The 26,099-nt window shown below is 69.3% G+C and carries 23 protein-coding genes, 2 tRNA genes, 1 other RNA gene and 1 pseudogene; 14 read left to right on the top strand and 13 right to left on the bottom strand.

Annotated features, from left to right (window positions below; translation table 11 throughout):
* Positions 1–225: 225 nt before the first annotated feature.
* The 6 genes from AC1RS9_RS12930 to AC1RS9_RS12905 all read right to left on the bottom strand — a co-directional run bounded on the left by AC1RS9_RS12930 (position 226) and on the right by AC1RS9_RS12905 (position 4,150).
* Positions 226–1,197 (bottom strand): NAD(P)H-quinone oxidoreductase, encoded by a 972-nt coding sequence (locus AC1RS9_RS12930; protein ID WP_241724908.1) that lies wholly within the window; start codon positions 1,195–1,197, stop codon positions 226–228.
* Positions 1,198–1,206: 9 nt separating this feature from the next.
* Entirely contained in the window at positions 1,207–1,935 is a 729-nt protein-coding gene (mobA, locus tag AC1RS9_RS12925) for a molybdenum cofactor guanylyltransferase (RefSeq protein WP_312295241.1), read from the bottom strand.
* 93 nt (positions 1,936–2,028) lie between these two features.
* Positions 2,029–2,592, bottom strand: coding sequence for a TetR/AcrR family transcriptional regulator (locus AC1RS9_RS12920; RefSeq protein ID WP_074046582.1), 564 nt, complete (start codon positions 2,590–2,592; stop codon positions 2,029–2,031).
* 608 nt (positions 2,593–3,200) lie between these two features.
* Positions 3,201–3,290, bottom strand: a tRNA-Ser gene (locus tag AC1RS9_RS12915).
* Positions 3,291–3,344: 54 nt separating this feature from the next.
* Complete coding sequence (locus tag AC1RS9_RS12910; protein ID WP_062257000.1) at positions 3,345–3,860, bottom strand: LytR C-terminal domain-containing protein; 516 nt, start codon at positions 3,858–3,860, stop codon at positions 3,345–3,347.
* Positions 3,857–4,150, bottom strand: a complete 294-nt coding sequence (locus tag AC1RS9_RS12905; RefSeq protein WP_006945312.1) for a hypothetical protein — start codon at positions 4,148–4,150, stop codon at positions 3,857–3,859. Before AC1RS9_RS12905 ends, AC1RS9_RS12910 begins: the two co-directional genes overlap by 4 nt.
* Before the next feature lie 61 nt (positions 4,151–4,211).
* On the opposite strand from AC1RS9_RS12905, the gene AC1RS9_RS12900 reads away from it, so the two are divergent.
* Entirely contained in the window at positions 4,212–5,774 is a 1,563-nt protein-coding gene (locus AC1RS9_RS12900; RefSeq protein ID WP_040014646.1) for a helicase HerA-like domain-containing protein, read from the top strand.
* A 97-nt stretch (positions 5,775–5,871) separates the two neighbouring features.
* Here the strand turns inward: AC1RS9_RS12900 and AC1RS9_RS12895 are convergent, their stop codons facing one another.
* Positions 5,872–6,681 carry a LytR C-terminal domain-containing protein gene (locus tag AC1RS9_RS12895; RefSeq protein ID WP_040014643.1) on the bottom strand — a complete coding sequence of 270 codons (810 nt, stop codon included), beginning with the start codon at positions 6,679–6,681 and terminating at the stop codon, positions 5,872–5,874.
* 155 nt (positions 6,682–6,836) lie between these two features.
* Positions 6,837–6,926: transfer RNA gene (locus AC1RS9_RS12890), tRNA-Ser, on the bottom strand.
* Between the two features lie 124 nt (positions 6,927–7,050).
* Between AC1RS9_RS12890 and AC1RS9_RS12885 the strand changes: the two genes are divergently transcribed.
* Together AC1RS9_RS12885 and AC1RS9_RS12880 are read left to right on the top strand one after the other, a co-directional pair.
* Entirely contained in the window at positions 7,051–8,406 is a 1,356-nt protein-coding gene (locus AC1RS9_RS12885) for an MFS transporter (RefSeq protein ID WP_006945313.1), read from the top strand.
* A gap of 291 nt (positions 8,407–8,697) precedes the next feature.
* On the top strand, positions 8,698–8,913 hold the full coding sequence (locus AC1RS9_RS12880; protein ID WP_074040918.1) for a hypothetical protein: 216 nt from the start codon (positions 8,698–8,700) through the stop codon (positions 8,911–8,913).
* A 161-nt stretch (positions 8,914–9,074) separates the two neighbouring features.
* On the opposite strand, the gene ffs is transcribed toward AC1RS9_RS12880, so the two are convergent.
* An RNA gene (ffs, locus tag AC1RS9_RS12875) (signal recognition particle sRNA small type) lies at positions 9,075–9,169 on the bottom strand.
* Positions 9,170–9,329: 160 nt separating this feature from the next.
* Between ffs and AC1RS9_RS12870 the strand changes: the two genes are divergently transcribed.
* The 6 genes from AC1RS9_RS12870 (at position 9,330) to AC1RS9_RS12845 (ending at position 18,262) form a co-directional block, all read left to right on the top strand.
* Entirely contained in the window at positions 9,330–12,785 is a 3,456-nt protein-coding gene (locus AC1RS9_RS12870; protein WP_492921770.1) for a DNA polymerase III subunit gamma and tau, read from the top strand.
* Between the two features lie 288 nt (positions 12,786–13,073).
* Positions 13,074–13,571 (top strand): hypothetical protein, encoded by a 498-nt coding sequence (locus AC1RS9_RS12865; protein ID WP_131941735.1) that lies wholly within the window; start codon positions 13,074–13,076, stop codon positions 13,569–13,571.
* A 57-nt stretch (positions 13,572–13,628) separates the two neighbouring features.
* On the top strand, positions 13,629–14,228 hold the full coding sequence (gene recR, locus AC1RS9_RS12860; protein ID WP_038571803.1) for a recombination mediator RecR: 600 nt from the start codon (positions 13,629–13,631) through the stop codon (positions 14,226–14,228).
* Between the two features lie 258 nt (positions 14,229–14,486).
* On the top strand, positions 14,487–15,752 hold the full coding sequence (locus tag AC1RS9_RS12855; RefSeq protein WP_006947193.1) for an aspartate kinase: 1,266 nt from the start codon (positions 14,487–14,489) through the stop codon (positions 15,750–15,752).
* Between the two features lie 104 nt (positions 15,753–15,856).
* The gene (locus AC1RS9_RS12850; RefSeq protein ID WP_006947191.1) at positions 15,857–16,900 is read left to right on the top strand and encodes an aspartate-semialdehyde dehydrogenase; all 1,044 of its coding nucleotides are present in this window, start codon (positions 15,857–15,859) and stop codon (positions 16,898–16,900) included.
* Between the two features lie 273 nt (positions 16,901–17,173).
* Positions 17,174–18,262, top strand: a complete 1,089-nt coding sequence (locus AC1RS9_RS12845) for an aspartate-semialdehyde dehydrogenase (RefSeq protein ID WP_492921767.1) — start codon at positions 17,174–17,176, stop codon at positions 18,260–18,262.
* On the opposite strand, the gene AC1RS9_RS12840 is transcribed toward AC1RS9_RS12845, so the two are convergent.
* A complete protein-coding gene (locus AC1RS9_RS12840; RefSeq protein WP_074040914.1) occupies positions 18,204–18,626 on the bottom strand; it encodes a hypothetical protein in 423 nt (140 codons plus the stop codon). The two genes, AC1RS9_RS12845 and AC1RS9_RS12840, sit on opposite strands and share 59 nt — an antisense overlap.
* Positions 18,627–18,805: 179 nt before the next feature.
* On the opposite strand from AC1RS9_RS12840, the pseudogene AC1RS9_RS12835 reads away from it, so the two are divergent.
* The 4 genes and pseudogenes from AC1RS9_RS12835 to AC1RS9_RS12820 all read left to right on the top strand — a co-directional run.
* Positions 18,806–19,603 (top strand): annotated as a pseudogene (locus AC1RS9_RS12835) (transporter substrate-binding domain-containing protein); the annotation flags it as partial.
* A 66-nt stretch (positions 19,604–19,669) separates the two neighbouring features.
* On the top strand, positions 19,670–20,293 hold the full coding sequence (locus AC1RS9_RS12830; protein WP_050786614.1) for an amino acid ABC transporter permease: 624 nt from the start codon (positions 19,670–19,672) through the stop codon (positions 20,291–20,293).
* Positions 20,290–21,147 (top strand): amino acid ABC transporter ATP-binding protein, encoded by an 858-nt coding sequence (locus AC1RS9_RS12825; RefSeq protein WP_237723787.1) that lies wholly within the window; start codon positions 20,290–20,292, stop codon positions 21,145–21,147. The genes AC1RS9_RS12830 and AC1RS9_RS12825 overlap by 4 nt, the downstream gene beginning before the upstream one ends.
* A gap of 31 nt (positions 21,148–21,178) precedes the next feature.
* The gene (locus tag AC1RS9_RS12820; protein ID WP_074046333.1) at positions 21,179–21,808 is read left to right on the top strand and encodes a GPP34 family phosphoprotein; all 630 of its coding nucleotides are present in this window, start codon (positions 21,179–21,181) and stop codon (positions 21,806–21,808) included.
* A gap of 101 nt (positions 21,809–21,909) precedes the next feature.
* On the opposite strand, the gene AC1RS9_RS12815 is transcribed toward AC1RS9_RS12820, so the two are convergent.
* The 3 genes from AC1RS9_RS12815 to AC1RS9_RS12805 form a co-directional block, all read right to left on the bottom strand.
* Positions 21,910–22,128, bottom strand: a complete 219-nt coding sequence (locus AC1RS9_RS12815; RefSeq protein WP_062256984.1) for a hypothetical protein — start codon at positions 22,126–22,128, stop codon at positions 21,910–21,912.
* Between the two features lie 217 nt (positions 22,129–22,345).
* Complete coding sequence (locus AC1RS9_RS12810; RefSeq protein ID WP_136788956.1) at positions 22,346–23,527, bottom strand: acyl-CoA dehydrogenase family protein; 1,182 nt, start codon at positions 23,525–23,527, stop codon at positions 22,346–22,348.
* Between the two features lie 124 nt (positions 23,528–23,651).
* A complete protein-coding gene (locus tag AC1RS9_RS12805; RefSeq protein ID WP_136788957.1) occupies positions 23,652–24,818 on the bottom strand; it encodes a cysteine desulfurase family protein in 1,167 nt (388 codons plus the stop codon).
* Positions 24,819–25,082: 264 nt separating this feature from the next.
* Here AC1RS9_RS12805 and AC1RS9_RS12800 point away from each other — a divergent pair, with 264 nt between their 5' ends.
* Positions 25,083–25,988, top strand: a complete 906-nt coding sequence (locus tag AC1RS9_RS12800) for a nitrilase-related carbon-nitrogen hydrolase (RefSeq protein ID WP_492921763.1) — start codon at positions 25,083–25,085, stop codon at positions 25,986–25,988.
* The last annotated feature ends 111 nt before the right edge of the window (positions 25,989–26,099 follow it).

Here is a 26,099-nt window from a genome sequence, read left to right as displayed (position 1 = left end):
GATTTGAAGGGGGGCCTTGAATCGACGGGTGACGGGGCGTCGGGTGTGGAGGTCAGCGAGGGGAGGAGGAAGGCATCGACGCATGCCCCACGGGGTTCCGCATGCGCAGGTCAGGGCTGAAACCCTGTCATGCGGGATCGCAGCTCCCAGAGGTGCGCCGGGCCGGCGCACCCCGCACCCGGCCGCCCAGTCACTCCGCTTACCCCGTTGCAGAGCGTGCCGCGCTCAGAGCGTGAGCAGCACCTTGCCGATGTGCCCCGACGCGGCGAGTTCGCGGTGCGCGTCCGCTGCCTGCGCGAGCGGGTAGGTGGCGTGGACGATAGGCCGCACGGCGCCCGATTCGACGAGCGGCCACACCGTGTCGCGCACCTCGCGCACGATCGCGGCCTTCTCCGCGAGCGGACGCGAACGCAGCGACGTCGCCGTCACCTGGGCGCGCTTGGCGAGCAGTTTCGCGAGGTCGAGCTCGGCCTTGGCCCCGCCCTGCATGCCGATGATGACGAGCCGGCCGTTGGGCGCGAGAGCGTCGATGTTGCGGCTCAGGTACTTGGCGCCCACGACATCGAGGATGACGTTGGCGCCACCCTCGGCCGCGACGGCGTCGACGAAGTCCTCCTCGCGGTAGTTGATGAGGGTCTGTGCGCCGAGCGCCTTGCATGCGGCGAGCTTTTCGGCCGAACCGGCGGTGACGGCGACGCGCGCGCCGAGCGCCGTCGCCAACTGGATCGCCATCGTGCCGATGCCGCTGCTGCCGCCGTGCACGAGCAGCAGTTCACCGGGCTGCAGGTCAGCGGTGAAGACGACGTTGGACCACACCGTCGCGGCCACCTCCGGCAACGCGGCGGCCGTCACGAGATCGACGCCGCGCGGCACGGGCAGCACCTGGCCGACGCGGACGTTGACGTACTCGGCGTAGCCGCCGCCCGCAAGCAGCGCGCACACCTCGTCGCCGACGCGCCAGCCGACGACGTCGGGCCCGAGCGCGTCGATGGTGCCGGAGACCTCGAGGCCGAGGATGTCGGATTCTCCGGCAGGCGGCGGATAGTGCCCCTGACGCTGCAGCAGGTCCGCGCGGTTGACGCCCGCCGCGGCGACCTTGATGCGCACCGAGTCGCCCTCGGGCGCGGGCAGATCGGGCACCTCGGCGAGGGTCATGACGTTCTCGTCACCGAATTCGGACAGCATGATCGCCTTCATTCCTCGACCCTACGACGCGCCCCGCGCACGATGAAACGCCAGATCGTCGACGGTGTCGACGTCGCGGGCGTCGCCCGGGTCGACGGGGGTCTCAGCGAGAGCGAGGGATGCAAGCAACGCACGCATCGACGCGCCGGCAGGGTTCCCGATCGCCTCGCAGGCCGCGGCCAGGGCATCGGCGCGATACACCGCGAGAAGCGGCTGACGACGGCCATCGACGACGGCGACCGCTCCGTCGAGGCAGGACGTGCTGGTCGCCCGCATCGTCAACGCCGCGTCGAGGAGGCCGGGGAGGGCATGGCCGCCCCGGGGCGTGTCGCCGGCGACGAGGGCTATCCACTCGCCGGTGCTGACGTCGAGCGCCCGCGCCAGGGCAGCGACCGGGCCGCCCAGGGGCGGATCCTCCTGCACCCAGGTGACCTGCTCGCGACGGATCGCGCGCGGCGGACCGACGACGATGACGGGCCATGATGTCGGGAGCGAGGCCAGCGTCGAATCGAGCACGCTGCGGGCGCCGAGCGATACGTCCAGCTTGTCGTCCTGAGCGCCGCCGAAGCGCCGCGACGTGCCGCCGGCGAGCACGACGGCCGTGACGGACAGGTTCAGATCGGGCCGTTCGTCGCCTGCGCTGCCCCTGCCCGCCCGCCGGCCTGCCGGTTCTGCGGCGGCGCCACTCAGCCACGAATCGGTGCCGTTGGGTCGGGAGGCGTGCTCGTCGAAAGGCTCGTGCGAGGTCATGGGTCCATCGTCGTGGACGCGAGCGGGCGGTGGGTGCGACACGACGTCATCGCGCCGTCGCAGGTGGGTGATCCCGGCGAGGAGGCGTTCAGGTCAGCTGCGCGGCAGGCGACGCGCGCTGTCGACGAGCTGGCGGGCGCTCGCGTCGAAACCGTCGTAACTGCGAGCTGCGCGGGCCGTCATCGTCATGCCGATCATCGAGCTCGTGAGCAGGCTCGCGTACTCGCGCGCTGCGGCAGTGGTGACGCTGCAGTCGGTCAGGGCCTTCGCGAGGCCACCCTTGAACGCGTCGAACGCTGCACGGCAGCGTTCGAGCTGCGTCGGGTTCTCGGCAGCTACGGTGACCGCGCCGACGGCCGAGCCGGCCTCGAACTTCGTCTCGTCGAGGTAGGTCCGCAGGCGGCCGAGCAGTTCGCTGACGACTTGTTCAGGCGAACGACGTTCGACCGACGCCACGACGTCGAGCCACTGCTGGGCGTTGAGGTCGATGGCGGCGAGAACGAGTTCCTGCTTGCCGCCGGGGAAGTGGTGATAGATCGAGCCGCGCGGTGTCTGCGTCGCCTGCGTCACCTCTGCGAACGAGGTGGCCTGCAGGCCACGGCGGGCGAGCAGGTCGAGGGCACCGGAGATCATGCGATCTCTGACGGGCGACGGCATCGGAGCTCCTTCAGGCAGGTTCAGGGTTTGCAGAAAACCCATGTTGCACAGGAGGGAACCCACGTTCGCTCCTTGAACACTTTATACACCGTCTGTGCTCTTTTTGTTCTGCGGGCGTGCTTCGCCTGGCACTGGCGGCCGATAACTAGGACGATGCAAGCGGGCGAGGGTGAAGAGTTCACGCGTTCGTGTAGAGAATTTTACCCGTTCGGTGGGAGTGTGTGCTCCCCCACAGGTGTGGGTTGCGTGCTGCCTGGTTGTTCAGCGCTGCCATCGTAGCTAGACATGTGACCAAGTGTGGTGGAGTTGCTACAGCCACAAGAATATTGCGTCGCAACTCCGGTCGATGATGCTGGCGGTGCGTCGTCTTGGGTACGGCAGGTGGTGGGTCGCAGGTGCGGCCGGTGTGGCGTCAGCGACGCGTCGAGGGTGGGTCAAGTGCGTGTCGCGTGTGCGTCATGTGGCGGTGGGACTCCGTCGCGGCACGCGGGCTCGCTTCGCTCGCGCGCATGGCGCTCCTCCCAAATCCCCCGTGCTCATTCAGAGATGCGGAAGACCCCCTCCGGGGCGACTTCGTCGCTGATCCCGGAGGGGGTCTTCCGCATCTCTGGCGGTGGCGGTGGGATTTGAACCCACGGTGGAGTTACCCCCACACACGCTTTCGAGGCGTGCTCCTTAGGCCGCTCGGACACGCCACCGGTAAGAACATTACAACAGCGATGCGTCGGAGCAAAAACGAGATGAACGAACCGTCACTTGCACACCGGCGACGGCGACGGCGACGCAGGCGCCGCAGCGATCGTCGGGAACGACGAACCGACGACGACATCCACACTGTTGCCGTCACGCCCGTCCTGCACGAGCTTCGCGCCCGGCACCAACGTCGCGACATACCGCTTCGCCAGCGCCGCGCCGTCAGGGCCGAAACGCACCTCGCCGACACCGTCCTCGCTGTGTTGATACGGGTCGTTGCCGACGACACCCATCCTGAACCCGTGCGTGCGCAACGCCTCCGCAGCCGTTGCCGCCGCACCCTTCGACCCGCTCGCGTTGTAGACGTTGAGCGTGAACGATGCGCTCTCCGGCGGCGCCGAGCTCACCGTCCCGTTCGGACATGGGCCGCTCTGCTTGCTCGGCGACGAGATGAACGTCGCCGCGAACACGATCGCGCCGAGCACGAGCAGCGCGCAGAAGACGAGGATGGCGATGGAACGGCGCTCGCGACGCTTGCGCGCCCGAGCGAGACCGTTGTCGCGGACATAACTCATAGGGACAAGACCCTTGCGTGGAAGGTGGCGCGCGACTGCAAGGCGGCCCGCAAGGCGCGATGCAGACCGTCCTCCAAGTACAACTCGTTCTCGTACGCGACGACATGCGCGAAGATGTCGCCGTAGAACGTCGAATCCTCCGACAATAGCGCCGACAGATCGAGCGTCGTACGAGTCGTCGTCAGATCCGCCAGACGCACCACCCGAGGCGTCACCGGCGACCAGTCCTTGGGCGTGACGAGGCCATGGTCGGGGTAGGGGCGCGAATCGCCCACGGCCTTGAAGATCACGGCCCTATTTTATGTGCCGACAGTGCTGGGCGCGCACGCGCCGGGCGGATACGCTCACGACGTGACCGAAAAGAATCAGCTCGAAGCCATCCGCAGCGGATACGCCTTCGACGGCGCCTCCCTCGAGCTCGGCGCAGCCGTCGAGGACAACACCGCCAAGCCCGACGTGCAGGTGCGCCTGCCGCTGTCGATGATGAACCGCCACGGCCTCATCGCCGGCGCCACCGGAACGGGCAAGACCAAGACGCTGCAGCTCATGGCCGAGCAGCTCGCCACCAACGGCGTGCCCGTCTTCATGGCCGACATCAAGGGCGACCTGTCCGGTCTCGCCGAACCGGGTGAGTCGAACGACAAGGTCGCCGCCCGCGCGAAGGACGTCGGGCAGGCGTGGGAGGGCAAGGGCTTCGACGTCGAATACCTCAGCCTCGGCGGCGAGGGCAAGGGTGTGCCTGTGCGTGCCACCGTCACCTCGTTCGGCCCGACGCTGCTGTCGAAGGTGCTGGGGCTCAACGCAACCCAGGAATCCAGCCTCGGCCTCATCTTCCACTACGCCGACGCCAACGGGCTCGCCCTGCTCGACCTCAAGGACCTGCGCGCCGTCATCACGCACCTGACGTCCGACGAGGGCAAGGCCGACCTCAAGAACCTCGGCGGGCTCAGCTCCGCGACGGCCGGCGTCATCCTGCGCAACCTCATCGCGTTCGCCGATGGCGGCGCCGAGGTGTTCTTCGGCGAACCCGAGTTCGCCACGTCCGACCTCATGCGCACCGGCGCCGACGGGCGCGGCATCATCACCTGCCTCGAACTGCCGAGCGTGGCCGAGAAGCCCGCACTGTTCTCGACGTTCCTCATGTGGATGCTCGCCGACCTCTTCCAGGAACTGCCCGAAGCGGGCGACCTCGACAAGCCGAAGCTCGTGTTCTTCTTCGACGAGGCGCATCTGCTGTTCGACGAGTCGAGCAAGGCGTTCGTCGACCAGATCGAGCAGACCGTCCGCCTCATCCGCTCCAAGGGCGTCGGCGTCTTCTTCGTCACCCAGACGCCCAAGGACGTGCCGTCCGGCGTCCTCGGCCAGCTCGGCAACCGCGTCCAGCACGCGCTGCGCGCCTTCACGCCCGACGACCAGAAGGCGCTCACCGCGACCGTGCGCACCTTCCCCAAGAGCGGCTACGACCTCGAAGAGCTGCTGACGACGCTCGGCACCGGCGAAGCGATCGTCACCGTGCTGTCGGAGACCGGCGCCCCGACGCCCGTCGCCTGGACGCGCATGCTCGCACCGACGTCGAAGATGGGCCCGGCCTCACCCGAGACGATGGACCGCATCGTGTCGTCGTCGCCGCTCGCACCCAAGTACTCCGAAGCGATCGACCGCGAATCGGCCTACGAGAAACTGCAGGGACGCCTGACGCCCGACACAGCGGGTGCGGGGAACGACGCGGACGCGACGCAGAACCCACCCGCTCCCGAAGCGCCCCACGCGCCCGCCAAGAAGGAGAAGGAAGAACCCGGCATGGTCAGCCAGGTCGTCCACTCCTCCGCCTTCAAGTCGTTCATGCGCTCCGCCGGCACCCAGATCGGCCGCGAGATCACCCGCAGCCTCTTCGGCACCGCCCGCCGACGCTGACGATCGGCGCACCAGGGACGCGCGCACCCACGGCACACGAGGGACGCCCGACCAGGGCGTCCCTCGTGTGACTTCCACCTGCCAGAGCTTGTTTCCCTCAGCAGCCGCCCGACGCTGACGGCGACGCATTCGGCGACGCCGTCGCCTGCGACAAGGGCACGACCTTGCCGTTCGTCGGCCACTTCGAACCCAGATACAGGCGCACGGTCGAACCCTTGATGTCGACAGCGCCCTTCGTCTGCGTGTCCTGCAGCAACCGCGAACCGGGGATACTCATCTGCAGGCGCTGCGCGTCGGGCAGGCCCTCCTCGTCGTACACGATGACGGCGGAGTCGTTCGGATAGTACGCCTTGTCGTTCGCCTCGGCGTCCGCGTGGAAACCCTGTTTGCCGAGCCGACCGGCGACGTCCGCCGCGAGGCCCGGCATGAACGTCGTGTTGAGGACGGTGACGGAGACGTCCTTCACCGCGCGCGGCGGGCGCGGCGTCAGCGAGAACTTGTTGCCGATGACGATGTCGATCGTCGGATCCGTGCGCTCGTCCTGATACAGGTTTGCGTGGGGGATCTGCTTGGCGACGTTGAGCGCGATCGTGCGGCCGTTCTTGCCGTACCGGATCTCGGCGAACTTGGGGGTCGGACGATCGTCGCTCAATGGGTCGTTCTTGACGTCCAGCGTGTGCATGCCGCGCCAGCCGAGCTGCTTCGCGACGGTGGCACCCTCACCGCTGCGGTCGCTCGCGTTGTAGACGTTGGCGTAGATGCTCGACCACGCGACCGTGCGTGACGGCGACGGGTTGCCGGGTGGGCACGTCGGCGCAGCCTGCTTCGGCTTGTCGCTCGAGCACCCCGTCAACGCACCTGCGGCAACGACGAAAACCGCTGCAGTGCTGGCGGTTCGGCGCATCATCACGATCCTTTCGACCCGGCTCGCACGACGACGAACCACCCCCGGAAGTGCCCAGTGTACGGCGGGCCGCGCACCCACGCCGACGGCGACCGTCCCTCGGCGCGCAGACACGACGATGCCCCGCCGGGCGAACCCGGCGGGGCATCGATCACGTGTGGCGGAGGATATGGGATTTGAACCCATGAGGGGTTTCATCCCCAACACGATTTCCAATCGTGCGCACTAGGCCACTATGCGAATCCTCCGCCGAGAACTGTACTGCACCGCGGCGCATGCGCCCAAGTCGGGCGGTGCAAGCAGCGTCGAGGGAACAGCCGGGGAACGACGGGTGCGCAGGGGCTCGTCGGTGCGGGCTGTCACCATGGGGGCGTGACGCACGACAACACGAGCCCCGACGACACCCGCGCAGCCCGTGTGCGCTGGAGCGACCTGCCGCTCGCGGCCAAGCTCATGCTCGTCAGCATCGTGTTCGACTTCATCGGCACCGGCCTCATCATGCCGTTCGGCGTCACCTACCTGCACGAGGTGCGCCACCTCAGCCTGCAGGTGACGGGCATCCTGCTGGCCCTGCCCGCGATCGTCGGGTTGCTCGCCGTCGGCCCCGGCGGTGTCGTCATCGACCGTGTCGGTGCGCGTCGCGTCGTCATCACGGCCGTCGGGCTCGAGATCGCCGGGCAACTGCTCATGGCCGGGGCGCACGACGTCGGGCGGGCCGCACTGGCATTGACGCTCTCCGGAATCGCGACGGGGGTGATCTTCCCGGCCGTGCAGGCGATGGTCGCGAGCGTCATGCCGTCGGACCAACGGCAGTTCTTCTTCGGTCTCAACTTCACGCTGCTCAACCTGGGCATGGGCATCGGCGGGGTGCTCGGCGGGGCCATCGTCGACGTGACGCGGCCGTCGACGTTCGAGCTCGTGTACGTCATCGACGCCGCGACGTTCCTCGTCCCACTCGCGCTGTACCTGGGTCCGCTGCGACACCACGGCGGACGCGTCGAGCACCCCTCGAGCCCTGACGGCGACGCGCCGCGCGGCGGTTACGCGCAGGTGCTGCGCGAGCCGACGATGCGGCTGCTCGTGCTGCTCGGATTCATCACGGCCTTCATCGGCTACGCGCAGTTCGGAGTCGGATTCCAGGCCTTCGCCCGCAGCGTGGCGCACGTCTCGACGCAGGTGCTCGGCTGGGCGTACGCGGCGAACACGGCCGTCATCGTCGTCGTGCAGATCCTCGTGCTGCGGCTCGTCTCCGGCAGGCGGCGCACGCGCGCGCTGCTGCTCATGTGCGGCCTGTGGTCGCTGTCGTGGACCGTGCTCGGCCTCGCGGGCTGGTCGGGGGAGCGCTCCGCGACGATGGCCGGCGTCCTCGTCTGCGCGTCGGCGGCGATCTTCGGCATCGGCGAGACGTTCCTGCAGCCGACGCTGCCCGCCATGGTCAACGACCTCGCCCCGGACGCCCTGCGCGGGCGCTACAACTCTGCCTCCGCGGGAGCCTTCCACCTCGCCGAGATCGTCGGCCCGCCGTTCGCGGGCCTGCTCATCGGGCACGCCCTGGCCGGCTGGTACACGCTCGCGCTCGTCCTCGGATGCGTGGGCGCGGCCGCCGTCACCCTCGCCGTCGAACGGCGCCTCAGCCCCGCCGTCAACGGGCTCGGCGCGCCGCGCGAACCCGACGTCGCGGGCGAGCTGGCCCTCGAGGTGCAGCGCGCCAAGCTGAGCGGAGAGTAGGTGCGTGAAAACCCCTTCGGTGATGAGCGGCGGCTCGTAGCCTGACGCCATGCCGCGACGCGTCGCCCGCCACGCCGCGCCGCTCGGCGACGGACGCGTCATGTGGCTGCTCGGCGACACGCGTCGCGCGCCCGGCCACGGGGCGACCATGGTGTCGAACTCGATGCTCATCAGCACGCGGGGGTGCTTCGCGCAGGTGCTGACGGGCGGCGCCGTCATCCCCGGTCCCGGTGTTGCGGGCGAGCGGTTGGCGGCGTGGCCGACCTGCGTCATCAGCCTTGATCGCGGTCGATGGAGCGAGCTTTCGTCTGCACCAACACGATCAGGCGGCACGGCGGGTTCTGGGGGTTCACGTTGCTCGGCACGTCGGTGACGCGCTTCGTCGTGCCGGACGGCGGGGCGGCGCGACGCCTCGAGACCGTCGCGCTGAGCGCAGACGACGACACGCTCGACCACATGACGTGGGGGACGGCGAGCGTCGCCGATGACGGGTGGATCGTCGTGTAGGGCACCCGTGCGCCGACGGGCGGCTTCGGACGCGAGGTGTACGTCGCGCGCACGCGTCCGGAGGACACCGAGAACATGGCGCTGCGGCAGTACCGCGGCGCGACGGGCCGGGGCCCCCGACGTCAGATGACGCCCGGGACGCGGCTGGGGCCCTGTGAGACGTGAGCGCCCCCCGCGTACCTGGAAGAGCTCTCCTACCCTTGCTGCATTCCTGCCCTGGGGGAGTTCGGAGAGGTACCACCACGCGGGGGGCTTGGCATGAGTCTACCGGGGACGCTGCGAGGGCGGTAATCGTGGGGTGGTCGGCGCTCCGGGCGGCGCTGGACGGGTGGTCGGGCGACGCGTGATCGGCCTGCTCGTAGGGCGTTCTCCGCGGGATCTCGGGGTTGTCGGCGCGCGCCACTAGTGTTGCTCGCATGACAACGGCCCTGTACCGCCGCTACCGCCCCGAGACGTTCGCCGACGTCATCGGCCAAGAGCACGTCACCGAACCCCTCATGCAGGCGCTGCGGACGGGGCGCGTCAATCACGCGTACCTGTTCAGTGGTCCGCGCGGGTGCGGCAAGACGACGTCGGCGCGCATCCTCGCGCGTTGCCTCAACTGCGAGCAGGGCCCGACGCCGACGCCGTGCGGGGTGTGCGACTCGTGCGTGGCGCTCGCTCGCGGCGGTGCCGGCAGCGTCGACGTCATCGAGATCGACGCGGCCTCGCACGGTGGTGTCGACGACGCGCGTGACCTGCGTGAGCGCGCGTCGTTCGGCCCGGCGAGCAGCCGCTACAAGATCTACATCATCGACGAGGCGCACATGGTGACGCCGCAGGGCTTCAACGCGCTGCTCAAGATCGTCGAGGAGCCGCCGGAACACGTGAAGTTCGTGTTCGCGACGACCGAGCCGGAGAAGGTCATCGGCACGATCCGCTCGCGCACGCACCACTACCCGTTCCGCCTCGTGCCGCCGAAGAAGCTGAGCGACTACATGGAGACGCTGCTCGACGCCGAGGGCGTCGCGTACGAGCCGGGCGTGCTGTCGTTCGTCACGCGCGCGGGTGGGGGTTCGGTGCGTGACTCGCTGTCGGTGCTCGACCAGCTCATCGCCGGGTCGGGGCCCGAGGGGCTGACGTACGCCGGCGCAGCGAGCCTGCTCGGCTTCACCGATGACGAACTGCTCGACGGCATCATCGAGGCGTTCGCGGCCGGTGACTCGGCGGCGGTCTTCCGGCAGATCGACCGCGTCGTCGAATCGGGCGCCGACCCGCGACGGTTCGTCGAGGATCTGCTCGAGCGTCTGCGCGACCTCATCGTCGTCGCGGCCGTGGCCGAGGGTGCAGGCGCCGTGCTGCGCTCGGTGCCGGAGGATCAGCTGGAGCGCATGCGCTCGCAGGCGGCCTCGTTCGGCGCGGGGGCGCTGTCGCGCGCGGCGGACGTCATCAATGCGGGCCTGACGGAGATGACGGGTGCGACGTCGCCGCGCCTTCAGCTCGAACTCATGTGCGCGCGCGTGCTGCTGCCCGGCATCGCGGGTCTCGACGGATACGCGGCGCGACTCGACCGGATGGAACGTCGCCTCGACATGGGCGAACTGCCGCCTCGTGCTGCCGCGGGGCCGGTGCCACATGCGCCGGCGATGCCTCCCGCCGGTGCGTCGGCGCCGCCGCAGGGCGGGGTCGGCGCGAGCGCCGGCGCGGCCTCTGGGGTGGGTGCGAATGCTGACAGGGCAGGACGCTCGGGCGGTTCCGGTGAGGACGCCGCATCGGCGACGGCGGGTGTGACAGGGGCGGCGGGCGCTCCTCAGCCGGCAACGACACCGAGATGGCAGAGCCCGAGTGCCGGTGCAGCGCAGGAGAACTCGTCAACAGGTGACGATCTGTCTCGCGCGCCGGGCGCCGGGGCGGGGGGTGGTCGTGCTGACACCGCCGGCGTTGAGGGCGGGGATGGTCGCGCGGGTCAGTCGGGTGCCTCTCGCCCGGCAGGTCACGGCGAGGCCGCACCCGAGCAGGGTCAGCGGGCCGCTGCGGCCGCGCGCGACGACGCGCGGGCCGAGCAGCCGCAGAGCGTCACGGGAGGCGTGAGCGAGGCCGAGCGAGAGCGCGCGCAGCGTGATTTCGATGCGACGCAGCAGTCCGGCGGCGCGTCGTCGCCGCAGCAGGGTTCCGGCGAGCGTGAGAGCGGTCAGCCGGCGCGCGGAGGCATGAGCACGGACGACATCCGTCGGGCGTGGCCCGACGTGCTCGACCGCATCTTCCGCATCAAGCGCGTCACGTGGACGCTGCTCAGTCAGAACGCTCAGGTGGCCGAGTTCAACGGGCGCCGGTTGATCCTGGGCGCGACGAGCGAGGGCCTCGCCGGCACGATGAGTCGCGGGCAGCACATGGAGGTCGTGCGTCAGGCGCTCATCGAGGCGATCGGCGTCGACGTCGCCGTCGAAGCCCGCGCCATGACGGCCGGTGCCGCGGCGCCGTCGGGTCAGGGCGGGGGTCATCAGGGGGCGGCCAACGCTGCCCAGGCGCGCCAGACGTGGTCGTCGCCGAACGCGTCGCCCGCGGGTGAGGGGCCGAACGCGCAGCAGTCTGCGCGGGGATGGTCGTCGCCGAACGCTGCCCCCTCGGGGGCGCAGGGTTCGTCCCGACCCCAGGGGGATGGCGGGCAGTCTGGCTCATCGGATGGCGGGTCGTGGGGTGACGAGCCCGCGCCGCATGACGCGCCGCCCGACGACAGGTCGCAGTTCGACGAGATGGCGCAGTTCAGCGCGTCGATCGATCCTTCGTCGTCCGCCGGTGGGGCGGCTGACGGGCGTGTGAACGTGCCAGCAGGCTCTCACCGTGGCGAGGGTGTTGACGCTCGCCGCCAGGGCAGCCCGGGCCATGATGGTGGTTCGCGTGGTGCGACGCAGGATGCGTCCGGCCAGAACGCGTGGGGCGATCCCGCCTCGGGAGGAGCGCGCTCCGCTGCGCCGCAGCAGGGTCGTCAGGGCCAGGGACGCCCCGGTGGGTGGCGCGATCGCACCGGTTGGAACGGGGCGCAGGGCGGCCATGCCCGCGTCGATCCGGCGCGGGCCGGCGACCCCGCCGAGGGCGTCGCGCCGCGTGAGGCTGATTCGCCGCGCCAGGACGCAGGCCTCGCGGCTGCCGCCGCGCAGAGCAGCGCGTGGGGTTCGGATTCGCGCGGCGACTGGGGCGCGCAGGCCGGCCCGGCGCCGTCATGGGCGAACGACGACGCGTCTCCCAGCATGCGCGGAGCCGGCCACGGTTCTGCGGACGAATCCTCGCGGAACCAGGGATCGGCCAACGGCGCCTCGAACAGGGGCGACGCGTCCGGTGGCGTCGCGAGGGTGGGCGCGAATCCTTCGGGGCGCTCGGCCGAGGCATCGCCGGCTGACAACGGCGGCCCGAGCAGCGGCGTCGGTGCCAGTGGTGTCGACGACAGTGCGGGTGCGCCCTTGAGCGCGGGGGAGCCCATTCCTGACTGGATGGAGGACGAGCCCGAGACCGACGTCGAGGCCGTCTACGATCCGCTGCCGCCTCGTTCGGGCGAGAGCGATCGAGCCGGTGCTCGCGAGCGCGCCGGCGATGGGCAGGCCGAGGCGGCCCACGACTCGGCGGCGGCGGGCAGCGTTGCGCCTGCGCCGCAGCCGACGCAGGGCGCCGTCGACGACGGGCGCGCGCTGACGCCGCGTCAGCGCGCCGAGAAGGCGGCGCGGGAGGCCGCGCAGCGTCAGGAGGATGCCGAGCGGGGCGGGCGCGGCCGCTTCGATGATGCGTCGGCGAGCGTCGACGACGAGGACATCGAGAACTCGGACGCCGTCGGGCTGCCGATCATCAAGTCGGTACTGGGCGGCACGGTCATCAAGGAAGAAGGCCCTGACGCGAACTGACCTGACGCGGGCTGACGAAAGTCGTGGCAGCGCTGCGTGGCGCGACCGTGACGGATGCCAGGCCTTGGCCCGGGTTCTACCGGGCCGTAGGGCACGGGCCGGCTCGCGGGGCGCGTCAGCACAAGCGGGATGCGACGGCGACATGCCAGCAAGAGCGGGACGCGACAAAGACGCGGCAGTGAGAGCGGGCCGCACAGCAGACGCGTCAGCAAGAACCAGTCACGCGGGAGACGTCAGCAAGAGCGGGGCGCGATGGAGAGTGGGCGAGTGAGAAGAATGATGGGACGCATGGGACGAGCAGGGTTCGCCTTCAGGATCGACACGGCGTTGGCGCCGCATGAGGCGTGGCGGCGCGTCGTCGACGTGTCGGCGCACGGCGAGGTCGTACCGTTCACCACGGGTCGCGGGCCGGCTCCCGAGGACGCAGTCGTCGGGTCGCGCTACGTCGCGCGGACACGGCTCGGGCCGCTTGGCTTCGACGACGTCATGGTCGTCCGGGAGATAGAAGCCGGCCGGCGCGTCGTGTTCGAGAAGGTCGGTCGCCTCCTCGGCGGTGTCGTGACGGTCGAGATCACCCCGGTGCGCCGGGCCGCCGGGCCCGACCGGGCAGACGGCGAGCGCGGCCTCGACGGTGGTGCACAGGTCGCCTGGGCACAGAGCATCACCCTGCCGTGGGTGCCGGGTCGCCTTCGCCCCGCCGCCGCTTTCGTCACCCGCGTGGCGGCACCCGCTATCGGCGCAGGCTATCGCCGGGTGGTGACGAAGCTGCTCGATCCGCACCGCTGACCTACGCCCCGCGCGCTCGATTGGGGTTGTCACCGGTGACGCGTAGGCTTGCCGATCGTGTATGAAGGCGTGGTTCAAGACCTCATCGACGAGCTCGGTCGGCTGCCCGGTGTCGGGCCGAAGTCGGCGCAGCGCATCGCGTTCCACCTGCTCGAGGCGGATGCCGATGACGTTCAGCGTCTCGCGGAGGTGCTGCTCAAGGTCAAGGAGACAGTGCACTTCTGCGAGGTGTGCTTCAACGTCGCCGAGACGAACCTGTGTCGTGTGTGCGCCGACCCGCAGCGCAACCCGGCGCTCATCTGCATCGTCGAGGAGAGCAAGGACGTCGTCGCGATCGAACGCACCCGCGAGTTCCGCGGGCGCTACCACGTGCTCGGCGGTGCGTTGAACCCGATCGAGGGCGTCGGCCCGGGCGACCTGCACATCACCGAGCTCATGGCGCGCCTCAGCGACACGTCGCTCGAGGAGATCATCATCGCGACCAACCCGAACCACACGGGTGAGGCGACGGCGAGCTACCTCGCGCGCCTCATCGGACCGATGGGCGTGACGGTGAGCCGCCTCGCATCCGGCCTGCCTGTCGGCGGCGATCTCGAATACGCCGACGAGGTGACGCTCGGCCGTGCCTTCGAGGGCCGCCGCGTCCTCGTGTTCTGACGCCCCGTGATGTGACGCATCCTTCGTCGCGGGCGTGCCGCCTCGACGAACATGAGTTCGGCCCGACGAATACGAGCGAAATGGTCGAACACGAGCGGCAGATCGCTCAGGTTCGACCATTCCGCTCGTACGGGCCGACAGCTGGTCATATGGCGCCCGTCGCGGCCGCAGAACCAGTATCTGAGCGCTCAGCGAGCCTGCAGGGCGCAGTGCCTAGACTCGCCGTGACCGACCGAAGTCGACCCCCGGAGCAACACCGTGAGCCTGATCGTCCAGAAGTACGGCGGTTCGTCCCTCGCCGACGCCGACAGCATCAAGCGTGTCGCGCGACGCATCGTCGACACGAAGAAGGCGGGCAACAGCGTCGTCGTCGTGGTCTCCGCGATGGGCGACACGACGGACGAGCTGCTCGACCTCGCCGCGCAGGTCAGCCCCGCGCCGCAGGCGCGCGAGATGGACATGCTGCTGACGGCGGGGGAGCGCATGTCGATGGCGCTCGTCTCCATGGCCATCGCGAACCTCGGCCATTCGGCGCGCAGCTACACCGGCAGCCAGGCGGGCGTCATCACCGACGAGGTGCACGGCAGGGCGAAGATCATCGACGTGACGCCCGGCCGCATCCAGCGGGCCGTCGACGAGGGGCACATCGTCATCGTCGCCGGGTTCCAGGGCGTCAGCCAGAGCACGAACGAGATCACGACGCTCGGACGCGGCGGTTCGGACACGACGGCCGTCGCGCTCGCCGCCGCCATCAAGGCCGACGTGTGCGAGATCTACACCGACGTCGATGGCATCTTCACCGCCGACCCGCGCATCGTGCCGAAGGCCCACAAGATCGACCGAATCACCAACGAGGAGATGCAGGAGATGGCGGCACAGGGCGCGAAGGTGCTCATGCTGCGCTGCGTCGAGTACGCCCGCCGATTCGACCTCCCCATCCACGTGCGTAGCTCCTTCAGCCACCACGAGGGCACCTGGGTCGTCAACGACAAAGAAGGAGACACCGTGGAAGACCCGATCATCGCCGGCGTCGCGCACGACCGCAGCGAAGGAAAGATCACGATCGTCGGCATCCCCGACTCACCCGGGCGCGCAGCCGCCGTCTTCCGCGCCGTCGCGGGCGCGGGCCTCAACGTCGACATGATCGTCCAGAACGTCTCCGCCGGCGAGGACAAGCGCACCGACATCTCCTTCACCGTGCCGAAGGACGAAGCGCCCAAGGGTGTCGCCGTCCTCAACGCGATGAAGGACGAACTCGGCTTCGACCGACTCCACTACGACGACACGATCGGCAAGCTGTCGCTCGTCGGCTCCGGCATGCGCTCCAACCCGGGCATCTCGGCGACGCTGTTCCAGGCGCTCGCCGACGCCGGCATCAACATCGAGATGATCTCGACGTCCGAGATCCGCGTCTCGGTCGTGACGAGCAGCGACGAACTCGACGAAGCCGTCCGCCTCGTCCACACCGCATTCGGGCTCGACGCCGACGGCGAGGCCGTCGTCTACGCCGGCACCGGCCGCTGACGGGCAACGTCTGCAATCGCGGAACGGCATCCGGTGCTGACGACGCGACGCCATCATCACAGCGGGGACGCTCGACGTCTGGCCGCGCGAAAGGAACGTCACCCATGAACAAGGAACTGAATCTCGGCGTCGTCGGCGCGACCGGCCAGGTCGGCCGCGTCGTCCTGCAACTGCTCGAGGAGCGGAACTTCCCGATCAAGAGCCTGCGGCTGTTCGCGTCGGCGCGCAGTGCGGGCAAGACGCTGACGTTCAAGGGCGTCGACTACACCCTCGAGGACGCGGCGACCGCTGACCCGAGCGGCCTCGACGTCGCGATCTTCTCCGCGGGCGGCGACACGTCGAAGGCGCTCGCACCGAAGTTCGCGGCGGCGGGCGTCACCGTCATCGACAACTCCTCGGCGTGGCGACGCGACCCCGAGGTGCCGCTCATCGTCAGTGAGGTCAACGGCGAGCAGATCGCGAACACGCCCAAGGGCATCATCGCCAACCCGAACTGCACGACGATGGCCGCGATGCCGGTGCTCAAGCCGCTGCACGACGCCGCGGGGCTGATGCGTCTCGTCGTCTCGACGTACCAGGCCGTCTCCGGATCGGGCGTCGCCGGGGTGGCCGAACTCGCCGGGCAGATCCGCAAGGCCGCCGAGGCCGACATGGAGAAGATGGCGCTCGACGGCGAGGCCGTCGACCTCGGCGCGCCGAACAAGTACGTCGCGCCGATCGCGTTCAACGTGCTCGCCATGGCCGGTTCGATCGTCGACGACGGCACGAACGAGACGGACGAGGAGCAGAAGCTGCGCAACGAATCGCGCAAGATCCTCGACCTGCCCGAGCTCGCCGTGTCCGGCACGTGCGTGCGCGTGCCGGTGTTCAGCGGTCACTCGCTCAGCGTCAACGCAGAGTTCGAGCGCGCCATCACGCCCGAGGAAGCCCGCGACCTGCTCGCCGACGCCCCCGGCGTCGAACTCGCCGACGTGCCGATGCCGCGCGTCGCCGCAGGCAAGGACCCGAGCTACGTCGGACGCATCCGCCAGGACGCCTCCGTCGCCGACGGCAAGGGTCTCGCGCTGTTCATCAGCAACGACAACCTGCGCAAGGGCGCGGCGCTCAACACGGTGCAGATCGCCGAACTCATCGCTGCCGCGGGCTGACCCCCGCCCCAACGGCGATTCCTGTCCCCATCGGTGAATCTCGTCCCCATCTGCGATTTTCGGTCACATGCAACGTGGGTTGGGTGGGGCGGTCAGGCGGGACGTGAAGCCACAGGTGATGGGGCGAGAAGTGCGCCAGCCGTTGGGCTCACGGGATCGAACGGTGCAGACGGCGGGTGCGATCTCGCCCAATCATGTGAGTTTCCAATAGATCTGGCGTCAACCGGGCAGGCGGACGGGTTCGTCGTCAGTGACGGCGCCTATGCTCGGAACGTGACTGCGAACCAGCCCGAACGGCCCGTCCTCGCCGTCGTCGGCCCCACGGGGCTCGTCGGCCAGGCGGTGATCGACGTCCTCGCGACGCGCGCGGACGCGTGGGACGACGTGCGTCTCTTCGGCTCCGACCGATCTGTCGGACGCAGGATGCTGTTCGGCGTCGACGAACTCGAGGTCGAACCCCTCGACAGTGAGAGCTTCGCCGGCGTCGACGTCGCCATCTTCGCGACGCCCGCAGACGTGTCGGCGAAGTGGGCGCCGTTCGCGACGGCGTCCGACTGCCTCGTCGTCGACACCTCCGCCGCGTTCCGTGATGACGACGACGTCCCACTCGTCGTGCCCGAGGTCAACGCGGCTGCGGCGTTCGAGCACCCCCGCGGCATCGTCGCGATGCCGTCGGGCCCCGCGATCGTCATGCTTCCCGTCCTCGCGACGCTGCACGAGCACTGGAGCCTCACGCACGTGACGGCGACGTCGATGCAGGCCGTCACCGGCGCGGGCAAGCGGGGCGCGGAGCGTCTCTATGAAGAGGTATCGGCGCTCACCGGCCACCCGCGCATCGGCCAGATGCCCGGTGACGTCCGCCGCTACGTCGCCGATCTGCCCGACGACTCACCGTTTCCGGCCCCGATCGTCAGCAACGTCGTGCCCTGGGTGGGTGAGCACGTCGGCGGCGGCTGGTCGAGCGAGGAGAACGACATCGCGCACGAACTGCGTGACGTGCTCGCGCGGCCGCAGCTGCGCGTCGCCGTCACGTGCGTGCAGGTGCCGATCGTCACGACGCACATGTCGACGCTGCACGTGAGCTTCGACAAGAAGGTCAAGCCCGACGACGCGCGCCGCGCCATCGTCGAGGGCGCGAACGGGGCGATCGTCATGCCCGACGAAAACGGCACCGACTGGCCGACGCCCGCCGACGCCGTTGGCACCGACCCCGTGTGGGTCGGGCGCGTGCGTCAGGTCGAGAGCAACCCGCACACGCTCGACTTCATCGTGTGCGGCGACAACATCCGCAAGGGCGCCGCGCTCAACGCCCTGCAGATCGCCGAGATGCTCGTCGGGGTCGGGCGCTACGCGCAAGCGTGAGGCCGGTCGCGTCGACGGCGTCGAGTTGCCGACCGAGCCGACGCATGAGCCACCAGCGCCGAATCCAGAAGACGGCATTGACGGTGAAGAAGGCGGCCGCGAGCCAGTCCCACCACGAACGACGGCCATCGACGACGTCCAAGCAGCGCATCAGGGCAAGGCCGGTGAAGGCCAACGCACCCATCGCTCGCGCCCAGGGCAACTGCGCGACGCGGGCGCGTTGGATGTCGCGGTCGTGCGGGTCGTCGAGCATACGGCCGGCGCCGGTGGCGGCGTCGATGCGGCGCTTCTCGGGCGCAGGCATCAGCTCCAGTTCGTTGAGGAGCTTCGATCGGTCCAGCTCGCCCCTCACGCGTCGCGTCATGCCGCGATTCTTGCAGTTCTTCGACGGCGCCGGTGGCCGCGTGAGGGGCGCCGCGCGAGGCCGGCTGGAAGTGGGGCGCCGATAGGCCCCCCGCGGGCGGTCTGCACCATCGATGCATAACGGTGAGTTAGGCGACATGAAATAGGAGATTGTTTAATCGGGGCGTAATCTCGACTCTCGTGAAGACGCCCAACCGTGACCGTTTCGGGGTGCTGCGAGCCCGAAGCGTCCTCGTCGCGATCCTCAGCTTCGTCGCAGCCCTTCTCCTGGGTGGCCTGACGGTGACCACCGCCGCCGCGCAGCAGGCCCCTGCCGTCACGAAGACCGACGACAAGCTGCCGGACACGATCAAGGTCGGCACTGAGGGCGTCTACGCTCCGTTCTCGTTCCACCAGGCGGGCAAGCTCACTGGCTACGACGTCGACTACTTCCGCGAGGTCGGCAAGCGGCTGGGGGTCAAGGTCGAGTTCGTCGAGACGCAGTGGGATTCGATGTTCGCCGCCCTCGACTCGGGCCGTATCGACGTCATCGCCAACCAGGTCGGCGCCAACGCTGAGCGTCGCGCCAAGTACGACCTGACGAAGCCATACGTCGAGAGCCACGGCGTCGTCGTCGTCAGGGATGGCTCGTCGATCAAGAACCTCGCCGACATCAAGGGCAAGAAGTCGGCGCAGAACATCACGTCCGACTGGGCAGGCGTCGCGAAGAAGGCGGGGGCGAACGTCGTCTCCGTCGACGGCATGGACAAAGCTGTCGAACTACTCTCACAGGGGCGCGTCGACACCTTCGTCAACGATGAACTCGCCGTCAAGTACTACCTCGCGACGCACGAGAACTCAGGGCTCAAGATCGCGAGCCGCACGAGCGACACCAGCCAAGAGGTCTTCCCGACGAAGAAGGGAAGCAAGCTCGCGCCCGCGATCAACACCGCCATCGATGAGATGAACGCCGACGGCACGAGCAAGAAGCTCTACGCCCAGTACTTCGAGACGGAGGCAAAGGGCACGAGCGTCACCGACACGATCAAGAACAACATCGGCCCGATGCTCGTGGCGACGCTCAAGGGCACGATTCCGCTGACGGCGGCGTCGTTCGCCATCGGCCTCGTCCTCGCCCTGGGCGTCGCGCTGGCACGCATGAGCGCCAACGCGGCCCTGTCCTGGCCGGCGCGCATCTTCATCTCCATCTTCCGAGGCACACCGCTGCTCGTGCAGCTCGCCATCATCTTCTTCGGCATGCCGCAGCTCGGGATCAAACTCAGCCCATGGCCGTCGGCCATCATCGCGTTCTCACTCAACGTCGCGGCGTACTCCGCGGAGATCATCCGCGCCGCCATCCTGTCCGTGCCGAAGGGGCAGTGGGAGGCCGCGGAGACGATCGGCATGAACCGGGCGACGGCGCTACGGCGCATCATCCTGCCGCAGGCGTTGCGTGTCGCCGTCCCGCCCCTGTCGAACACGCTCATCTCCCTCGTCAAGGACACGTCGCTCGCCTCGACCATCCTCGTCACCGAGATGTTCCGCCAGGCCCAGATCGCCGCCGCACCCTCGGGTGACTTCCTCGAGCTGTACGGTGTCGCCGCCGCGATCTACTGGGCTCTGTGCTTCATCCTCTCCCTCGTCCAGGGCAGGCTCGAAAACCGACTCGGAAGGCACGTCGCACGATGACTCCTCACGGTTCCACACCCGCCCGCCCCAGGGACGCTCGTTCCGCGGACGCCGCGTCGACCTCGACCACGGACGCCCTCGTCGACGTCCGTGGTCTGACGAAGTCGTTCGGCTCGCTCGAGGTGCTTCGAGGCATCGACTTCACCGTCCCGTCGGGGTCGGTGACGGTGTTGCTCGGCCCGTCGGGTTCGGGCAAGACGACGGTGCTGCGTTCGCTCAATGCGCTCGACCTGCCTGAGGCGGGCGTCGTCCGCATCGGGGACGCCGAGGTCGACTACGTCGACGTCCCGCGCGGGCGTGACGGTCGAGCCAAGGGTGACGCTGCCAAACGTGTCGGTGCGCTGCGGTCGAAGACGGGCATGGTGTTCCAGCAGCACAACCTGTTTCCGCACAAGAGCGTGCTCGAGAATGTCACCGAAGGTCCGATCGTCGTGCAGGGCGTCGCGAAGGCTGACGCCGACGCGCGCGGGCATGAGCTTCTCGCGAAGGTGGGTCTCGACGACCAGGCCGACAAGTACCCCTACCAACTCTCGGGTGGGCAGCAGCAGCGCGTCGGCATCGCGCGCGCCCTGGCCCTCGCACCCGAGCTGCTGCTCTTCGATGAGCCGACGTCGGCGCTCGACCCCGAACTCGTCGGGGGAGTGCTGAGCGTCATGCGCGAACTCGCCGACGAGGGTCGCACGATGATCGTCGTCACCCACGAGATCGCGTTTGCGCGCGACGTCGCTGATCAGGTGCTGTTCATGGACGGCGGCGTCATCGTCGAACGCGGCGCGCCGTCACAGGTCATCGACCACCCGCGCGAGGCCCGCACCCAGGCGTTCTTGAAGCGCATCCTCGACCCGCTGAGCTGAGTCGTGATCGCGGACGCGCGATACTGATCAGGTGCTGATCAGCGAACGTCTGTGGATCATGAGCTTGGACGATCGAGGACTGCCCAGGGTCACCGGGGCACAGGTGTGCGTCACGGCTGGGTTGATGCTCGATCTGCGGTCCGCGGGCCTGATCGAGTGGACGGGCGACCGGATCCGCCGAACCGCCGAGGTTGCGCCCGAGGGCCTGCTGGGATGGGCGGCGAACCGTCTGGACGAGGTGCGCGAGCCGACACTGGCGCGCTTCGTCATCGACGCGCTCTACCCGGGTGCGTGGGAACACGTCGGTATGAGCCTCGTGGACCAGGGGATGGCGAGGATGACGCGGCACGGGCTCCGCCGCAAGTCGCGATTCTCGTTCACGACGACGCCTCTACGGCGTGAGATTGTCGATGCGTCACGCGCGTTGCTCTTCGACGACGCCGCCACGCACGATGACGACGCCGTCCTCGCGGTGCTGGGCGCGGCAGGAATCGGGGACGAGCTGCTGTCCCGGTCGCCGTTCACGGACGAATCCGTGGCTGTCGCTTTCGCCGACCGCGAGCCCGGATCACTGCAACGGCAGGTCGACGAGGCGATCTCCTTCGCCCTCGTGCCCTTCTACGCGAACGGCTATTACTCGACCGGTGCCAACCCGGGGTGACGTGCGAGCGGACTTCCCGCTCGCCGGTCCGACGAGCTACGGCTGATTCGGCTGGTGGAGCCTGGGCCGTGAGCCCGCGACGTACCCTGCACGTCAGTGGCTCACGTGCGGTCCTGGAGGCGCAGAGCGCGCACGGCCTCCTCACCTCGGACGACGTCCCCGTGAGCGTAGGCATCATCGCCTTCAGTGATGTCGCGCTTCGCGTCCTCGTCGGTGAGCGTTGCCAGGGTCTCGGCTTGGTCGACGTGCTCTGAGTGGTCGAGACGCGGCGGCCCGTCATCAGGCGGCGGCTGATGTGCGACGAGAGTCAGGCATGCCACGAGGTAGTCATTCAGACTGGCATGCCACGAGGTAGTCATTCAGACTGACCCCCGCGGCGTCGGCCTGATGTTCCAATGACCGCAACACGTCATCCGAGATGCCGTCGATCGTCAGGGTCACCATGCCGCCAGGCTAGCAAGGCGCAGGTTTCGTAGGACGCTCCCCGCCGTGGTCGCGAAGGAAGCCGCCGTCGTCTCGGAGGCTCCGAGGATCGACTCAGCGGAACGCCGACTGACCCGTCAGGGCATTGCCGAGGACGAGTTGGTGCACCTCGCTCGTGCCCTCGTAGGTCATGACCGACTCGAGGTTTCCGGCGTGACGGATGGGGGAGTACTCCGTCGAGATGCCGTTGGCGCCGAGGATCGTGCGGCACTCGCGCGCGATGGCGATGGCCTCGCGGCAGTTGTTGAGCTTGCCGAGGCTGATCTGCTCGGGGCTCACGCCCGCGCCGTCCTTGAGGCGCCCCAGGTGCAGCGCGAGGAGCATGCCCTTGGAGACCTCGAGCGTCATGTCGGCGAGCTTGCCCTGCGTCAGCTGGTAGCCGCTGAGCGGTTTGCCGAACACCTGGCGGGTCGCGGCGTAGTCGAGCGCTGTCTCGAGCGAATCGCGGGCGGCGCCCATCGCGCCGAAGACGATGCCGAAGCGCGCCTCCGACAGGCACGACAATGGCCCCTTGAGCCCGCGCACCTCGGGGAAGACGGCATCAGCGGGCAGACGGACGTCGGTCAGCGACAGCTCCGCCGTCACCGACGCACGCAGCGACATCTTCTTCGTGATCTCGCGCGCCTCGAAACCGGCGGTGTCCGTCGGCACGACGAAGCCGCGGATCTTGTCGTCGGTCTGCGCCCAGACGACGGCGACGTCGGCGATCGTGCCGTTCGTGATCCACATCTTCGTGCCGTTGAGCACCCAGTCGCCGCCGTCACGCTTGGCGTGGGTGCGCATGCCGGCCGGGTCGGAACCGAAGTCGGGCTCGGTCAGGCCGAAGCATCCGACGGCGTCTCCCGCCGCCATCCGCGGCAGCCACTCAGTCTTCTGCTCCTCGCTGCCCCAGCGCCAGATCGCGAACATCGCGAGGCTGCCCTGCACGCTGACGAGTGAACGAATACCCGAATCGGCCGCCTCGAGCTCGTGACACGCCATGCCGTACGCGGTCGCGCTCGAGCCGGCGCACCCGTAGCCGTCGAGGTGCATGCCGAGCAGCCCGAGCTCGCCGAGCCCCTTCGCGAGCTCACGCGCCGGGACGCGCGCCTCGTCATACCAGGTCGGCAGATTCGGACGCACGTGGTCGTCGCAGAAGCGGCGGACGAGGGCCTGGACGTCGCGCTCGTCGTCGCTCAGGAGCCCGTCGATCGCGACCAGACGGTTGAGTTCAGGGTTGCGGGAGAAATCACTCACCCCACCATCGTGCCTCACGCCGTGCGCACCGGCCCCGTGTGCACCTCTGCGATCTGCGTCCCCATCCGCGATTTTCGTCCACGTTCGCGATTCTTGGTCACATTCGTCGGCGGCCCGGCGCTCGTCAGGCGACGTGGCGAAACGCCGCGACGAGGCTCGTCGTGGCGCGGTCGATGTCGGCGTCACTCGTCGTACGCCCCAACGTCAGGCGGATCGCGCCGAGCGCGACATCGTCGCTCGCTCCCATGGCGACGAGTGTCGTTGCGGGGGAGTCGATTCCGGCGTGACACGCGCTGCCGGTGGATGCTTCGACGTCAGGCGCTGCCTCGAGCACCTCGCGCCCCAGGCGCCCCGGCAGGGAGATCATCAGCGTGTTCGGCAGACAGTTCTGCGCGGGGCTGAGGCGAACGAGGCCGGGCACGGCCGTCGAGAGGCGGCGCCACAGCTCGTCACGCAGGCTCATCATGCGCGCGGCATCGTCGGCGAGGCGTGAGAGTGCGAGCTGCGCGGCCCGCCCGAGGCCGACGATGCCGGCGACGTTCTCCGTCCCCGGACGCAGCCCGCGCTCCTGGCCCGCGCCGACGACGAGGGGCTCGATCGGTGTGCCACGCCTGACGTACAGGGCGCCGACGGCCTTGGGGGCGTACAGCTTGTGGCCGGCGAGGCTGAGCAGATCGACGCCGAGGTCGTCGACGTCGACGCCGATCTTCCCGACAGCCTGCGCCGCGTCGGTGTGGACGAGACCGCCCGCCGCGTGCACGCTCGCGGCGAACTCGCGGACGGGTTGAATCGCCCCGGTCTCGTTCTGCGCGAGGATGATCGAGCCAAAGGCCACATGGTCGCGCGGCAGGGGTGCGAGGTCGACGTGGCCGGCTCGCGTCACCGGCAGCGTCACGACGTCCCAGCCGTCGCGCGCGAGAAGCGCCATGGGCGCCGACGTCGCCGGGTGCTCCACGGCCGACGTCACGACCGTCGAACTCACGTCGGCCGCGGGCGACGCGCCAGCGCGGCGAAGCGCCGCCGTCACGCCGCGGATGGCGAGGTTGTTCGCCTCCGTGCCGCCGGAGGTGAACGTCACCTCGTCCGCCGACGCACCGATGAGCGCAGCGACGTGCTCGCGCGCATCGTCGACGGCACGGCGGGCCAGGCGCCCGGCCGGGGTCGCGCTCGACGGGTTGCCGCAGTGCTCGGTGAGATACGGCCACATCGCTTCGGCGACCTCCGGCGCGACGGGCGTCGTGCCGTTGTGATCGAGGTAGACGGGGCGGGCGTCGTCGGGCCGAGGACTCATGCTGACGATCCTGCCGCGACGCAGGGGCGCATCCAACTCGGCGGTGCTGGTGCGGCCGTCAGGGGGCCTGACTCGAGCCGAAAGTGGACGGAAATCGCGGATGTGACGGTGAATCGCGAAGGGGGACGGGATTCGCAGATGGGGACGAGAATCGGAATGTGGACGAAAATCGCAGAGGGAGCAGGCGGGTCGGGCGGTCGCTGCGCGGTGGCGTGGTGGTCGGATCGGGCCTCGAGTGCCGTCGCATCTGCCATCCTCGACGTCATGCGCATCGCCGTCATGCAGGACAAGGCCGTCGTCGGTGACGTCGACGCCAACCTCGCCATCATCGACCGTCGCGCTGGTGAAGCTGCCGCGCGCCGTGCTGACGTCCTCGTCACACCCGAACTCTTCGTCACCGGCTACGCCCCGAAGCGGTTGCACGCATGCGACCCCACCCAGCAGACCGACATCGCGGGCGCCCTCGCCGCCACCGCGGCGCGTCACGGCATCGCCGTCCTCGCGAGCTATCCCGAGGTCGCGACGGCCGACACTCCCGCCACCCGCGGTGGCGGCGCGCCCGGCGAGACTGCTCGACATAGAGAGCCCACGCTGCTTGACGCCCAGGCTGCTCAACGCGTCGCCAGCACCCTGCGCGACGTCGAGGCTGCGCGACACATCGCCGCCACGCTGTTCGACACCGACGGCCGCCCGATCCTGCATTACCGCAAGGTCAACCTGTTCGACGACGACGAAGCCGCCGCCTTCAGCCCCGGAATGGACGCCCCCACCACCGTCGAACTCGCCGGGATGCGGGTGAGCGTCATCATCTGCTTCGACGTCGAATACCCCGAGATGACGCGCGCCGCGGCGCTCGCGGGCGCCGACGTCATCCTCGTCCCGACCGCGCTCACCGCAGGGTTCGACGACGTCCCCCAGGTGCTCGTGCGGGCTCGTGCCCTCGAGAACGGTGTCGGTCTCGCCTATGCGAACCACGTCGGCGTCGAGGACGGGCTCACGTTCGGCGGCGCCAGCGTCATCGTCGGGCCTGACGGCGGCCTCCTCGCCCAGGGCGGCGACGGCGCCGAACTCCTCGTCGCCGACATCACCCGCGACGATGTCGCCGCAGCCCGTGACGCCGTCCCCTACCTGGCCAAGCTGCGCCGCGACACCTACGCGTCCTGGCGCTGACGTCAGCCACAGCCCCTCGGCGTGCCCGCGCCGGCGAGCAAGAACGAGCGGCATGACTGACCACGAGCGGCAGACCACTCGCATCCAGCCAGAACGCTCGTCTTCACCTCT

It is taken from the genome of Dermacoccus sp. MPR-E5, from assembly GCF_058809565.1.
This window is presented reverse-complemented; position numbering and strand designations above follow the sequence as displayed.

Excerpts from the sequence above, each read along its gene's own strand:
- AC1RS9_RS12805 (WP_136788957.1), bottom strand. The coding sequence starts at position 24,818 with ATGAGTCCTCGGCCCGACGACGCCCGCCCCGTCTACCTCGATCACAAC.
- AC1RS9_RS12850 (WP_006947191.1), top strand. The coding sequence starts at position 15,857 with ATGAACAAGGAACTGAATCTCGGCGTCGTCGGCGCGACCGGCCAGGTC.
- AC1RS9_RS12880 (WP_074040918.1), top strand. The coding sequence starts at position 8,698 with ATGGAGCGAGCTTTCGTCTGCACCAACACGATCAGGCGGCACGGCGGG.
- AC1RS9_RS12840 (WP_074040914.1), bottom strand. The coding sequence starts at position 18,626 with ATGACGCGACGCGTGAGGGGCGAGCTGGACCGATCGAAGCTCCTCAAC.
- AC1RS9_RS12825 (WP_237723787.1), top strand. The coding sequence starts at position 20,290 with ATGACTCCTCACGGTTCCACACCCGCCCGCCCCAGGGACGCTCGTTCC.
- AC1RS9_RS12920 (WP_074046582.1), bottom strand. The coding sequence starts at position 2,592 with ATGCCGTCGCCCGTCAGAGATCGCATGATCTCCGGTGCCCTCGACCTG.
- AC1RS9_RS12895 (WP_040014643.1), bottom strand. The coding sequence starts at position 6,681 with ATGATGCGCCGAACCGCCAGCACTGCAGCGGTTTTCGTCGTTGCCGCA.
- mobA (WP_312295241.1), bottom strand. The coding sequence starts at position 1,935 with ATGACCTCGCACGAGCCTTTCGACGAGCACGCCTCCCGACCCAACGGC.
- AC1RS9_RS12870 (WP_492921770.1), top strand. The coding sequence starts at position 9,330 with ATGACAACGGCCCTGTACCGCCGCTACCGCCCCGAGACGTTCGCCGAC.
- AC1RS9_RS12865 (WP_131941735.1), top strand. The coding sequence starts at position 13,074 with ATGGGACGAGCAGGGTTCGCCTTCAGGATCGACACGGCGTTGGCGCCG.
- AC1RS9_RS12910 (WP_062257000.1), bottom strand. The coding sequence starts at position 3,860 with ATGAGTTATGTCCGCGACAACGGTCTCGCTCGGGCGCGCAAGCGTCGC.
- AC1RS9_RS12800 (WP_492921763.1), top strand. The coding sequence starts at position 25,083 with ATGCGCATCGCCGTCATGCAGGACAAGGCCGTCGTCGGTGACGTCGAC.
- AC1RS9_RS12930 (WP_241724908.1), bottom strand. The coding sequence starts at position 1,197 with ATGAAGGCGATCATGCTGTCCGAATTCGGTGACGAGAACGTCATGACC.
- AC1RS9_RS12830 (WP_050786614.1), top strand. The coding sequence starts at position 19,670 with ATGCTCGTGGCGACGCTCAAGGGCACGATTCCGCTGACGGCGGCGTCG.